The following is a 13,639-nucleotide window of genomic DNA, read 5'->3' as shown; positions in this document are numbered from 1 at the left end:
CGTGAACAGCACAGGCATCGTCGCGCGGACGGGCGGCGCCTGCGACGCGCACCCCATGCTACGAAGCATGTATGGGGGCAGGCATCGTCGTTTTCTTCGGGCTCGCGCTCGTCGCCTATCTCCTGGTTGCCCCGCTCGTCGCCTTCGTGTTCGCCGTCCGGGCCAACCGGCGCAACGAGGACCTGCTGCTTCGGATCCACGCGCTGGAGCACCGGGTGGCCGAGCTCTCCGGGCAGCGCGGCCGCGCAGCGCTCACCGCAGCGGCGGAGAGCCCGCGAAGCACACACGGCCTGGAGCAAGAGCGGATTGCCCTGGGCGCGATCCCGCCCCCAGCGGCGGCGCAACCCGCGCTCGACGCCGAGGGCGCAGGTGCGCCGCCCGCGCTCGACATCGCGACCGCCGGCGCGCCGCCCGCGCTCGACATCACGACCGCCGGCGCGCCGCCCGAGATCGCGCATCCGACAGCCACCGCGCCCCCGGCGGTCGCGTCCATGGCGGCCGCCGACGCGGCGGCCGCGGCGCCCCCCGCGGTCGGGTTCCCGGATCCCGCTGCTTTTCCGGTGCCTCGCGCGCCTCGCCCCGCGGCGACGCTCGACGCGAGCGCCTTCGGCGCCGGCTCGCCCGCGCGCCGCGAGGCCCCGGAGCGACCCTCCATCGAGGAGCGGCTCGGCCTCACCTGGCTCACCCGCGCAGGCGCGACCACCTTCCTGCTCGGCGCGCTCTTCTTCTTCAAATATGCCTCGGACAACGCCTGGATCGGGCCGCTCGGGCGCGTCGCGATCGGCGCCGCGACCGGCGCCGCGCTCCTCGCCATCGCCGAGGTGCTCCGCGGGCGCGCGCAGCGTCGCTTCGTCCACACGCTCATCGGCCTCGGCCTCTCGGTCCTGATCGCGTCGGTGTGGGCGAGCGCCGCGCTGTACGAGCTCGTCCCGATCCCCGCGGCATTCGCGGCGGACACGGCGCTCCTCCTGCTCGGCGCCGGCCTCGCGCTCCGTCACCGCGGCGAGGCCATCCTGATCCTCAGCCTCGTCGCCGGCTTCCTCAACCCCGTCGTGCTGTCGACGGGGCAGGACCGGCCGCTCGTCCTGTTCGGCTACCTCCTGCTCATGACGAGCGTCGCCCACGCCGTCGCAGCGAGGCTCGGCTTCCGCGTCGCGCCGTGGCTCGCGATCGCAGGCCACACGGCGCTGTTCTGGGGCTGGTACGCCGCGCACTTCGACGCCAGCGCCGCCCCGGCCGGCGGAGACCCGGACGCGGCGCCCTGGCTCGACTCGCCCGCGCAGGCGCTCCCGGGGCCCTACTTCCCGCTCGCCGCGCGCGCGGCGCCCCTCGCGTTCGTCGCGCTCGCCGCGGCGCAGGGCGTCCTGCGCGCGCTGTGGCTGCGCCGCGCGCCCGCCTCGAGCCCCGATCGAAGCGCCGCACCGACCGGCGCCGCACCGACCGGCGCGGCAGCGACCGGCGCGGCAGCGACCGGCGCGGCAGCGACCGGCGTCCTCCGCGTCGCGGCGCGCGCGGACGCCACGGCGACCAGCATCGCCGCGCTCGTGCTCGCCCACGCGGGCGCGGCCGCGCTGCTCTTCGACGCGCCGCGCGCGCTCACGGCCACCGCCATCGCGCTCGCGCTCGCGGCGCTGGTCGCCCTGCGCGCGCCGGAGGAGGGCGCCTGGCTGCTGGCGCCGATGGGCGCCGCCTTCCTCGCCTTCGCCGCGACGTTCGCGGACGCGCCCGCCGCGCACCGGACGACGCTCGTCGCGCTCGTCGCGGCCTGGACGCTCGTCTACCTCGCGGGGTGGCTCCGCGGCGCCGGGCTCGCGCGCCAGCTCGATCGGAAGACCGCCGTCGCGTGCTCCGCCGGCGCGGCGCTCTTCGCCTGCACCGCGGGCATGCTGCTGATCGAGGCCGACGCGGCGCTCTTCGCGCTCGCGCTCGCGGGCGCGGCCGCCCTCGCGACGTGGACGGCCGCGCGCGCCGCGCTCCCCGCCCTGCTCCTCGCCGCGGCGATCGTCTCGGCAGGCGCGCTCGCGGCGGCCGCGCATTTCGCGAGCGCGCCCGCGGACGCGGGCGCCTCGGCGGCCGCCGATGCCGTCGACGCCGTGAGCGCCGTCAACGCCGTCAACGCCGTCAACGCAGGGTTCCTCGGCGCATCAGCGCTCGTCATGCTGGTGTTCCTCGGCGCCGCGGGCGCCTCGGCGCGGCGCGCGCGCGAGCCCGGCGCGCCGGCGCTCTCGTGGTCCGACGCGCTCGCCGCGTGCGTGGCCACGCTCGGGTTCGTCGCGGCCGCGCTCGGCGCCACGCCGGAGGACACGCCGACGCTCCGCGCGCTGCTCACCGCGGGCGCCGGCGCCCTGGACCTTTCGCTCGGCGCCGCGCTCCTCCGCGCCGGCGTGACCCGCCCCGGCGCCGCGCCCCCCGCCGATCGCGTCGCCCTGCTCCTCGGACAGGCGCTCGCCCTGTTCGCCGCGGCCGTCGCGTTCGGGCTCGGCGGCGCGACGGTCACCGTGGTCTGGAGCATCCTCGCGGCCGTGGCGGCCGCGATCGCGGCGCGCACCGGCGAGCGCGCCTGGCTCGCCGTCACCCTGCTGCTCTTCGCCGCCACCCTCGGGCGGGCGCTCGTCGTCGATCGGGCCGAGGCCGAGGCGCTCGTGACGACCTGGTTCGCCACGCACGGCCGCGACGGGACCATGGCGGTCCCCGTCCTGCTCAACGCGAGGACCTATGCGTTCGCGGGCGTGAGCGCCGCCCTGCTCGCCGCGGGGCGGCTGCTGTCGCGCGCGGCGTTCGCCCGCCCCCCGGACGCCGCGCGCGCCGAGCTGCGCGGCGCCGCGGCGGCGGCGCTGGCCGCAGGGTATGCGCTGCTCATCACGACCGTCGTCCTCGAGGTGCGGAGCGCGATCACCGCGCTCCCCGCCGCCCCCCCTGCCCCGCTCGACGCGGCCGAGTTCGCCGAGCTCACCGTGCAGCACCGCGCCGCCCTCGAGGGCCAGCAAGGCGGCCTCGCGATGGCGACGACGCTCGTGCTCGCCCTCGCGGCGATCGCGCTGCTCACCGCGGGGTTCGCGGCGCGCGACGCCTTCCATCGCTACGCCGGGCTCTCCCTGTTCGCCGTCACCATCGCGAAGCTCGTGACCTGGGACGTCTGGCACGTCGAGCGCATCTACCAGATCGCCCTCTTCACGGGCGTCGGGGCGCTGCTCGTCGGCGGAGGGTTCCTCTACGCGCGGTTCGGCCGGCGCCTCGTGACGCTCCTGCGCGCCGGATCGCGGGGCGCGGCCGGGCCGCTCGCGCTGCTCGCGGCGATGGGCCTCGCGCGGCCCGCCGAGGCGCAGACCGGCGCGGCGCTCCCGACCGAGAGGCACGCGCTCGTCCGTCCCATCGAGGGCGTGGACGCCGCCGGCGACCGCCGCGTCGACGTCGATCTCGACCTCTACCGCGAGAGCCGCGCGGAAGAGCTGCTCGCCGACGTCCGCATCGCAGGCCCCGACGGCGCCGAGGTGCCCTACGTGATCCGCGAGCCGGGCGCCGCGCACGCGTCCGGGCGGATCGCGGCCACGATGCTCGATCCTGGGGTCGACGCCGCCGGCGTGGCGCACGCGACCTGGGCGCTCGACGCGCCCGGCACGCGCCACTGCCGCGTCGAGCTCAGCGTCACCGGCGGCAGCTTCCTCCGCGAGGCGCGGGTCGAGACCGGCGCGGATCCGAGGGCGCTCAGCGAGGTCGCGCGCGGCGCCCACGTGTACCGCATCCCCCAGGGCTCGGAGACGGTCGAGCACCTGTCGGTCCGCTATCCCCTCTCGCGCGCCGCCCTGGTCCGGATCCGCCTTGTCCCCGAGGGCGCCCCGGCGCGCGACGCGGCCGCGGACGTCCGGATCACGGGCGGCGCCGTCTCGTGCGAGCCGCAGGCCCCCGCCGAGTCCCCCGCGCTGCTGCCGCTCGCGATCGTCGAGACGCAGCGGGACAGCGAGGCGAAGACGACGCTCGTCACGCTCGACGCCGGCGCCGACGGCGCGCCGCTGGAGGCCGTCCTCCTCGACGTCGCCACGCCGGAGTTCAGCCGCCGCGTCGACGTCGCCTCGACCACGTACCGCGCCGTCTGGCCGGCCGTGGGGAGCGGCATGATCCACCGCATCCGGCCGCACGGCGGGTCAGGGCCCTCGCTCGCGTCGACGCGGATCCCCCTGAGCCCCACCCGGAAGCGCTTCCTCCGGCTCACGATCCACGACGGTGACTCCGCGCCGCTCTCCCTCTCGGGCGCGCAAGGCGAGGTGCGGGCGCGCGAGATCGTGCTCCGCGCCGCGCGGCCGGGCCCGCACTGGCTCTACGTCGGCGACGCGCTCGGCAAGCGCCCGAGCTACGATCTGGCCGACCTGCTCGACCCCACCGTGCGCGAGCGTCCCCCCGCCGCGAGGCTCGGCGCCGCGGCGGCGAACCCGGAGCTCGGCGCCGCCCCGGTCGCGCGCGACCTTCCGTTCACCGAGCGGCACCGCGCGCTGATCGGGGGCGCGCTGGCCGTCGGGCTGCTCGCGCTCTCGCTGTGGGCCGCGCGGCTCCTCAGGCGAGGGGAACGGGAGCAGGAGCGGCAGGAGCGAGGCGCGCCGCCCGACGACCCCGCGCCGCCGCCGCAGCAGCGAACAGAAGACAGCGAGCCCAGGCCGTGATGTGCTCGCATGTTGCCGTGGGTCGCCGGGGACGCGGCGTTCCGGCGGTCCGGACCAACCATCGAGGTGGATGCACCATGAGCGGCGGGCGCTTCGTCTACTTGGGTCTCTGCGCGAGCGTCGGGGCGGCGCTCTGGGCCTCGGGCGCGTGCTCCGCGACGCCGCGCGACAAGCAGGCGCCTGGCGAGGGCGGCGGCGGGGGCGCGACAAGCGCCACGACGGCGGAGACGGGCGCCGGCGGACGGGTGGAGTCGACGGGCTCCTGGGCTGATTTCGGCGGCGGCACGCCGGCGGAGGAGGGCCCGTCGCCCGACGAGGACGGCGACGGGTTCACCATCGAGGACGGCGACTGCAATGACGGCGACACGAACGTCAACCCAGGCGCCGTCGAGGTCGTGATCACGGAGCCCGACCCGAGCGGCGCGGTGCCGGAGCCGGCCGACGAGGATTGCGATGGCGTGATCGACAACGCGCCGCCGGCCTGCGACAGGAACATCGCTCCTGCCGATTTCGACGCCATCCACGGCGCCCACGCGATCGACCTCTGCGCCAAGGCGTCGCCCGGCGACAGGAAGTGGGGCGTGCTGAGCGCGCAGTACGTACGCGGCGACGGCTCGCCCGCGGAGCCCTCGCCCGCGGTGGGCGTGCTCGATTCCTTCGGCCCCAACGTGCGCCCTCAGGGCGGGACCCGCCTGCTCGTCCTGTCCTCGGGTCGCGCCCGGATCGCCGGGTGGCCGGGCGCGTGCAACGCGGATAGCTGCACGAACTACGGGCTGGGCGTGGCGCCGCCCGGCTTCCCGCAAAGCGCCCCCGGGTGCCCTCCCTCGGTAAACATCCACGACGACATCGCCCTCGAGCTCGTCATCCGCGCGCCGACGAACGCGACAGGCTACGAGTTCGCGTTCAAGTTCTACACCTTCGAATACCCCGAGTTCACCGTCGAAAATTGCTTCAACGACCAGTTCGTCGCACTGGCGACGCCCGCCCCGCCAGGGTCGCTCAACGGCAATCTCTCGTTCGATAGCCTTGGCAACCCCGTCAGCGTCAAACTCAGCTTCTTCGAGGTCTGCGAGGAGTGCCCGCTCGGGACGGACGAGCTCGAGGGCACCGGCTTCGGGCTCTGGGACGACGCCGGCGCGACTGGCTGGCTGCGCACGCGGGCCCCGGTGACCGGCGGCGAGGAGCTCAAGCTGCGGTTCATGATCTTCGACACCGGCGACGAAATCCGCGACTCGACCGCGCTCGTCGACGGCTTCAAGTGGGTCGCGAACGGCGGCACCGTCCCGCTCGAGACCGCGCCCGTCGAGGATCCCCGGTAGCGCCCCGGGGCCCGGACGACCCGAGCCCTCCGGATCACGCGCGCCGGCCGCGGCGCGGCGCGGCGCGGCGCGAGGTGAACCGCGCGCCGTGGCCGGCGCGATCCCGTATTTTACGGCCGGGATTGTTGCGCAGAACGATACGATGCCGCGATGCTGCTCCCTTCCTTGGAGAACCTCGCCTGCTTCGAGGCCGCGGCGCGGACGCTGAACTTCCGGACCGCGGCGCGCGCCGTCGCGCTCAGCCCCGCCGCGTTCGGCCAGCGCATCCGGCAGATCGAGGAGCAGGTCGGCGCTCCGCTGTTCGAGCGCACCACGCGCCGGGTGCAGCTGACGCCGCGCGGGCTCGCCTTGCTGCCGCGCGCCCGCCAGTGCCTGGCGCTCGCCGAGGACTGCCTCCGCAGCGCGATGGGCCCCGCGCCCGCGCCGGTCGAGCTGACGCTCGGCACGCGGTTCGAGCTCGGGATGTCGTGGATCGTCCCCCAGCTCGGCGCGCTGACGCGGCGGCGCCCCGAGCTGACGCTCCACCTCTATTTCGGCGCCTCCGACGACCTGCTGAGGCGCCTCTACGACCGCAGCGTCGATTGCGTCGTCACCAGCGCGCGCTGGAGCGCCACGACCCTGGCGGCGGAGACGCTGCACGAGGAGCGCTACGCGTTCGTCGCCTCCCCCAAGCTGCTCCGGCGCGAGGCGTTCGCCCGCCCGGAGCACGCGTCTCGGCATTGCCTGCTCGACATCGACCCGACCATGCCGCTGTTCCGGTACCTCGCGGATCAGGCGGGCGGCGCCGGCTGCTTCGCGTTCGCGCGGCACCGCTGGGTGGGGCTCGGCGCCGCCATCAAGGCGCTTGTGCTCGCCGGCGAGGGCGTCGCCGTGCTGCCGCGCCACATGGTCGCCGCCGAGCTCCGCGGCGGCAAGCTGAAGCGGCTCCTGCCGTCCGCGCCCCTCGCGCGCGATCATTTCCGGCTCATCTACCGGCGCGACGACCCGCGGAGCTCGCTCTACGCGAAGCTCGCCGAGTCGCTGCGCGCGGTGCCGATCCAGTGAGGCGCGCGCTCGCCGGCGCGGCGCGGAGCGGGCTGAACGGCGTAGACTCGCGCCCGAGGACCATGAGCGAGCTCCCCGGCGCCAGCGCGCGCCTCCACGCGACGCCGATCACGGCGCAGGACATCAACGGCGGACCGGACCCGGAGCGCCGCGTCCCCTTCGTCATCACGGCGCCCGGCGTGTACACCCTCGTGGAAGACGTCGACTGGGTGGCGCAGGACGCGAACGCCCGGGCCATCACGATCGCGAGCGACGACGTCACGCTCGACCTGCGCGGCAGGACGCTGCGGCAGATCGACCCCCCGGCGCCCGTCGTCGCCCCCGACCCGGGCGCGAGGCCTTGCCGGGGCGAGGTCGTCTCCGGGAACGTGGGCGTGTTCGCCGAGGGGAGGACGCGGCTCGTCATCAGGAACGGCAGCGTGCTCGGGATCCAGGGGGTGGGGATCGCCGCCAGGGCGTGCAGCCAGCTGGATCTGCTCGATCTGTCCGTCCGGCGGTGCGGCGGCGACGGCGTGCTCGACACGGGCTTCCTGCGCCGCAACGGCGGGATCTTCGTGATGGGCGCCCGGGACGCGGCCGGCGGCGTCGCCTTCGCCGGAGGGATCCGGATGATCAACTGCGTGTGCTCGGAGAACACGAGCCGGCTCGACTTCGTTGTGACGCTGGGCGCGCTCGTCCTGTTCTGCGACGACGTGCAGGTCAAGCGGTGCGTGTTCCACCGCACGGCGAACACGAGCGCCCAGCCGAGCGGCGTGCAGTTCAACGTCGTCGGCGCCGACTTCGTCATCTGCCGCAACGTGCTCGTGGAGGACTGCGAGGCGCACGACAACACGTCGGGCGGAGAGCCGGCCGGCTTCTTCGCGTGGGGAGAGAACTACAAATTCCTGCGCTGCAGGGCGAACCGGAACTTCACGCTCACCGGGAACCGCGCGTGCGGGTTCAACATCTCGACGACGAGCAACCTGGAGATGGTCGAGTGCGAGGCCGACGGGAACTACAACGCGAACCCGGCCGCCTCCGCCGATGCGGTCAAGGACTTCTCCGCGCTCGGCTTTCGCATCGGCAGGGCGGTGTACCGCGGGCTTCTCGAGGGGTGCCGCGCGATCGGCAACCACGGCGCGAGCGCGAGCGCGCCCGCTGGCGGCTTCGCGCTGCACGCGACCCGCCACGTGGTGCTGAGGCGCTGCGTGGCGGTGGGGAACAGGAACGCGAGCGGGACCGCCGAGGACGACGGGCTCGCGGCCGGGTTCATCGCCTCGACGCCGCTCGCGGATCCGCAGGGCGGCCTCGTGGGCGGCGAGGGCAACGCGTTCATCGACTGCATCGCCGACGGCAACACGGTGCACCGCGCGCCCCTGTTCGTGCAGCCGCCGGCCCCCCCGGTCGACGCCGGTCCGTCGCGCGGCGACCCGCAGAAGGGCGCGGGGTTCCTGCTCGAGAGGCAGAGCGACGCGAGGATCATCGGCTGCCAGTCCGCGAACAACGACGGCAAAGGGATCTGGCTGAGGGCCTGCGCGCGCGCGCTGGTCGAGGGAAACACGCTGTCGAGGAACACGCTTTACGGCATCCAGAACGAGGATCCCGCGGGGCTCAGCGCCTTCACGGGCAACCGGGCGCACCTCAACGGGTCTCGCCACCGCCACAACTACGTAGGGCTGCCGCCGGGCACGCCGGTCCGCAAATGGACGCTCGGCTCCCCTCCCCTCGACGGCCCTTCGGACGGGATAGACAACCTCAGCATCCGGCTGCCCTGAGCGCCGCGAGCGCCTCGCGCCGCCGGGCGGCGATCACCGGGTACGGGCGAGCGCGCCCGGGGTGATCCCGAACCGCCGCTTGAAGAGCCGTGTCAGGTGGCTCTGGTCGGCGAAGCCGAGCGCGCGCGCGAGCTCCCCGATCGGGCGGTCGCCGGCGAGCAGCGCCTCGCGGGCGCGATCGAGCCGCCGCCGCGTCACGTAGGCGAGCGGCGGCTCCCCAAGCGCTCGCTTGAACTCCCGCGCCATGTGCGCGGGGCTCAGCCCCGCCACGCCGGAGAGCGCCTCCAGCCCGAAATCGTCGCCGAGGTGCGCCTCGATGAAGTCGAGCAAGCGCCGCAGCGTCGCAGGGGAGAGACCGCCCCGGGCCGGCCGCTCCGCCCGGACCGCATGGCGGGCGCCGAGGCGCGCCGCGAGCCCGGAGAGCATCGCGTCTGCGAAGAGCGCGCCCGTGGCGCCGCCGCGCGAGACCTCGACCAGCAGCGCGCGGAGCACATGCTCGATCTGGGCGTCCACGAGCCCCACGCAGGGCTCGATCAGCAGCTCCCGCACCCCCGCGAGCCGCGCGAGCCGCGCGGGATCGAGCACGAGCGCGCCATAGATCGTGGGCTCGCTCACGCGATGGGAGAAAGGCACCTCCGCGGGCTGGAGCCAGAGGCTGCCGGGCGGCATCTCCACGCGCTCGAAGCCGCGCTGGCCCTTTCGCTCGAAGCGCAGCGGCGCGTCCGCGAGGTTGATGGCGATGTAATGGCCGGCGACGGCGAGGTGGTCTGTCTCCCAGGACGGGTTCACGCCGAGCTCGGCCACCATGCCGGTCCAGCGCAGCGAGCGGCTCGACGCGCGGATCTCGGCCTGCCGGAGCGCCTCGATGGGCTCGCGGGTGCCGGCGCGGACGAACGGGATGGCGCTGCGGGAGACGCGGGAGATCATCGGAGAGCCGGCCTCAGCATGCGCCCGCGGCGCGGGGCCGGTCAACGCAGCAGCCCGGTTCCAGGGAGCGCAGCGGCGTTCTATAGCGCCCTTCCCGCCCGCCCTAGGCTGCCGGTCGCCGGGCGACGACTGCGCCCGAGGAGGACGACCATGGACATGCGTTACAAGCTGCTCGGCGGCAGCGGGCTCAAGGTCTCGGAGATCTGCCTTGGCACCATGACCTTCGGCGAGGACTGGGGCTTCGGCGCCTCGGCCGAGGCGTGCCGCGGCATCCTCGAGGCGTACCGCGCCCGCGGCGGCAACTTCATCGACACCGCCAACAAGTACACGAACGGCAGCGCCGAGCGGATCGTCGGTGAGCTCGTCCGCGGAGACCGCGGCGCGTGGGTCATCGCGACCAAGTACTCGCTCTCCATGAACGACGCCGATCCGAGCGCGAGCGGCAACGGCAGGAAGAACCTTGTCCAGTCCGTCGAGGCGAGCCTCAAGCGCCTGGGGACGGACTACATCGATCTGCTCTGGGTCCATGCGTGGGACTGGACGACGCCGGAGGCCGAGCTCATGCGCGCGCTCGACGACGTGGTGCGCGCGGGCAAGGTGCTCTATGTCGGCATGTCCGACGCGCCTGCGTGGGTCGTCTCCCGGGCGAACGCGATCGCCGAGCTCCGGGGCTGGTCGCAGTTCGTCGGCATCGAGATCGAGTACAGCCTGATCGAGCGCACGGTGGAGCGGGAGCTCGTCCCGATGGCGTCCCGGCTCGGCCTGGGCGTGCTCGCGTGGGCGCCCATGGCCGGCGGCGTGCTGACGGGCAAGTACACGCGGGGTGGCGGCAACGACGCCGCGCGCGCGGCGATGAACCAGGGGCGCCTGGACGAGCGGGGCCTGCGCGTCGCGCGCGCGGTCGACGCGGTGGCCGAGGAGCTCGGCTGCTCCTCGGCGCAGGTGGCCCTCGCGTGGCTCAGGTCGCGCCCGGCGCAGGTGATCCCCATCCTCGGCGCCCGGAAGCCCGAGCAGATGCAGGACTGCCTGGGCTGCCTCGACGTCGTCCTGCCCGCCCCGGCGCTCGAGAGGCTCGACGCGGCGAGCCGCGTGCCGCTCGGCTTTCCCTACGAGTTCCTGGGCGATCCCGGCACCGAGCGGGTCGTCTACGGCGCTACGGCGGCGCGGCTCGACGTGCCCAACCCCGTCCGGAGGCTCGCCTCGGGCAGGTGACGCCGGCCGCTCCGCCTCGCTCCGACGTGCGTCAGCGGTTCCCGTCCTGCGCCTGCTCGACGCGCGCCCGGATGGCCGCGACGGCGCGCGCCGAGCCGTCCAGGTTCTCCGCGTTGAGGAGGCTCTTCGGGAGCGGGAGCTTCGGCCGGAGGAACACCTCGAGGGACAGGCGCGTCGACTGGGCGTCGATCTTCTCGAGCCGCCAGGTGGCCTGGAGATCTTGCACATTGCCGGAGATGAAGCGGGACGAGTACGTCTCGACGCCATCCTCGACGACCGGCTTCTGGATCTCGATGCGCGCCCACATCGTGACCGCGCCCGAGAGGGCCGAGACCTCCATGTAGAGATCCCACCCGCCCGCGGGCGTGCGCCCGAGCAGGCGGCACTTCTTGTAGTGCGGCATGAACTCCGGATAACGCTCGAACGAGAGCACCGCGGCGCGCACGCGCTCCAGCGAGCCCTTCACGACCACCGTCGACCGTCCACGCGCAAATCCGGTGCTTCCGATCGGGACTGCCATGCTCGTGATCCCGGTCGTATCGGGCGCCGGCTGCGCGCGCTCGGCCTGCTCGCCGTCGCTCGCCGGCAGGACATCGCCTCTGTCGCGGTGTGCCGGCAGGCGCGGTACATCCAGGTTGATCCCCCGTTCCCCCGTGCTGCAGGCGGTGGCCGCGAGGGCGAGTCCCCCGGCGAGCGCGCGCGGGATCGGTGCGCGATGGCCGGTCGTTGTCGAGCGAGTTCTCCGCATGACGGCCCAGCTTGCCAGCGACGTGCCGGCCGCCCCCATCGCCCCGATGGTACCGCGCAACACATCCGCTCGGGCCGCCCCCACCCCGGCCACCAAGAACGGATCACCCGCCCATCGAGCGCTCCCGATTCTCCACGAGAGCGCGGATCCCCCATCTGGTCCTTCCCGTCCTCCTGCCTCTCGCCTCCTTCCCCCCGACCCAAACGCCGGCGGGGCTCACCCGCACAGGAGACGGGCCCAGATCGGCGTTTTCGGCGCGGAAGCGTACTCTTGTACGCTGAGCACCGAAAACGTCGAGGTGGGCCCGTATCCGAAGCGGGTGAGCCCCTAGGACTCGCCAGAGAGATAAGCTGTCAGACTCGGAATGGGGATGCCTGTCGGGCGGCCGAACTGCCAGTCCGCCGACTCGACCCCGACGCCGCCGATGTCGAGGTGGATGAACGGCAGCGCCCCCCCCTTGAGCCCCGAGGCGATGTCGAGGAACGCGAAGGGGAACTGGTGCCCGCGCGGCGTGTGCACCGAGGCGAGGCGGTTCGAGGAGACAACGTCCTCGGCGCTCGACCGGGGCGCGACGAACGCGTAGTCCTCGCGCCGCGGCCGGGCGCGCTCCATCGGCTCGCCCCAGCGCTCCGCGAGGACGTCGAGCCTGTCGAGCTCCGGCCGCGCGGCGGAGTTGCCGATCGCGCCGGTATAAGGCCCGTGGGCGCGGTAGACGTGCCCGGTCAGCGTCGCGACGGAGAACACGATAGGATCCGGCGCGCCGCTCATGGCGAGCTCCCGCCCGAGCGCGAGCAGATCCGCCAGGATGAGGCGCCCCTCGGCGTCGGTGTTGCCGATCCGGACGCGCACGCCGGCGCGGCTGCGGATGATCTCGTCGCTCACATAGGACTCCTCGCCGATGCTGTTGCGCACGAGCCCGAGGAGCCCGACGATGCGCACGCCCTCCAGGCCGAGCGCCGCGGCCGCGCGCACGAGGCCGGCGACCGCGCCGGCGCCGCCCTTGTCCCGGGACATCCCGGCCATGAGCCCGTCGGTCTTCAGATCGACGCCGCCCGTGTCGTAGGTGACGCCCTTGCCCGCGAGCAGCACCGTTCGGCGGATCTCCCCGCGAGGCCTGTAGTCGAGCCGAACGACGCACGGCCGGTGCCGCTCGACGACCCGCGACGCCCGCGAGACCGCGCTGATGAGCGGATAGTCATCGACGTTGCGCTCGATCTTGACGAGCACCCCCGTCCTGGCGAACGCCGCCTCGCACATCTCGGCGACGCGGCGGGGCGCCATCCGCTCCGGCTCGGTGCCCGTGATGTCGCGGCAGAGCGCCCGGCCGACCTCGATGGCCGCGATCTCGCGGGCGCGCGCCTCCGACAGCCCGAGCACCGCGACCGACTCGGCCGAGCGCGGGGCCATCTCCGCCTCCCGCGCCTCGAGCGGCGTCCACTGGCTCCCGAGCGCGGCGAGCGCGCCCACCTCGACGGCCCGCGCGAACCGCGGCGCGGCGCCCACCGGAGCGCGCACGACGAGCAGCGGCCGGCTCGCCCCCGCGTCCACCGCCCGCGCGAAGCCGGCCGCCGCGGCCTCCGCGACGGAGCGGACGTCATCGACGTCCTCCGAGAGCGGCCCCATCGGCGCGAGCACCAGTCGCCCGCCAGGCACCCCCGGCGCCGGCAGGACGAGCGGAGCACTCTTGCCCTCGAGCGCGGAGTCGACGCGCGCCGCAGCCTCGACCACCGCGCCCACGGCGGACCCGAGCCCCCCCGCGTACTTCGCGATGGGCGATGGCGCGACGAGGACGACAGCATCGCAAGCCGCGATCGCCGCGTTCGACTCCGCGAGGGCGTTGGCGGGCAGCCCCGCCAGGGAGGTGACATGGACCATGGCGGCGAATGATGTCACATGGGTCAGCATTTTTGCAGCACCCGTCGCCGCCGATAGGGCACCGACACGGCACCGACATGCGCCCCGAAGAGCAGGCTGTCGCGC

The 13,639-nt window shown here is 74.5% G+C and carries 8 protein-coding genes; 5 read left to right on the top strand and 3 right to left on the bottom strand.

What is annotated here, in order from left to right; genetic code table 11:
• The first annotated feature begins 71 nt into the window (after nt 1–71).
• The 4 genes from WMF44_RS15075 to WMF44_RS15060 all read left to right on the top strand — a co-directional run bounded on the left by WMF44_RS15075 (nt 72) and on the right by WMF44_RS15060 (nt 8,772).
• Nucleotides 72–4,655 carry a DUF2339 domain-containing protein gene (locus WMF44_RS15075; RefSeq protein WP_437299813.1) on the top strand — a complete coding sequence of 1,528 codons (4,584 nt, stop codon included), beginning with the start codon at nt 72–74 and terminating at the stop codon, nt 4,653–4,655.
• A 77-nt stretch (nt 4,656–4,732) separates the two neighbouring features.
• Nucleotides 4,733–5,974: a putative metal-binding motif-containing protein gene (locus WMF44_RS15070; RefSeq protein WP_437299812.1), complete on the top strand. Its 1,242-nt coding sequence runs from the start codon at nt 4,733–4,735 to the stop codon at nt 5,972–5,974.
• Nucleotides 5,975–6,124: 150 nt separating this feature from the next.
• A complete protein-coding gene (locus tag WMF44_RS15065; RefSeq protein ID WP_437299811.1) occupies nt 6,125–7,018 on the top strand; it encodes a LysR family transcriptional regulator in 894 nt (297 codons plus the stop codon).
• A gap of 62 nt (nt 7,019–7,080) precedes the next feature.
• Entirely contained in the window at nt 7,081–8,772 is a 1,692-nt protein-coding gene (locus tag WMF44_RS15060) for a right-handed parallel beta-helix repeat-containing protein (protein ID WP_437299810.1), read from the top strand.
• Between the two features lie 33 nt (nt 8,773–8,805).
• Here the strand turns inward: WMF44_RS15060 and WMF44_RS15055 are convergent, their stop codons facing one another.
• Complete coding sequence (locus WMF44_RS15055) at nt 8,806–9,699, bottom strand: helix-turn-helix domain-containing protein (protein ID WP_437299809.1); 894 nt, start codon at nt 9,697–9,699, stop codon at nt 8,806–8,808.
• A gap of 156 nt (nt 9,700–9,855) precedes the next feature.
• On the opposite strand from WMF44_RS15055, the gene WMF44_RS15050 reads away from it, so the two are divergent.
• The gene (locus WMF44_RS15050; protein WP_437301566.1) at nt 9,856–10,911 is read left to right on the top strand and encodes an aldo/keto reductase; all 1,056 of its coding nucleotides are present in this window, start codon (nt 9,856–9,858) and stop codon (nt 10,909–10,911) included.
• A gap of 31 nt (nt 10,912–10,942) precedes the next feature.
• Here WMF44_RS15050 and WMF44_RS15045 read toward each other — a convergent pair whose 3' ends face one another.
• Both WMF44_RS15045 and WMF44_RS15040 read right to left on the bottom strand, forming a co-directional pair.
• Complete coding sequence (locus WMF44_RS15045; protein WP_437299808.1) at nt 10,943–11,659, bottom strand: type II toxin-antitoxin system RatA family toxin; 717 nt, start codon at nt 11,657–11,659, stop codon at nt 10,943–10,945.
• Between the two features lie 327 nt (nt 11,660–11,986).
• On the bottom strand, nt 11,987–13,534 hold the full coding sequence (locus WMF44_RS15040; RefSeq protein WP_437299807.1) for an aminopeptidase: 1,548 nt from the start codon (nt 13,532–13,534) through the stop codon (nt 11,987–11,989).
• Between the last annotated feature and the right edge of the window lie 105 nt (nt 13,535–13,639).

Source organism: Sorangium sp. So ce426 (assembly GCF_051475585.1).
GTDB classification, from domain to species: Bacteria; Myxococcota_A; Polyangia; order Polyangiales; family Polyangiaceae; genus Sorangium; species Sorangium cellulosum_B.
Note: the sequence above shows the minus strand (reverse complement) of the source record. Positions and strands in the feature narration are given on the sequence as shown.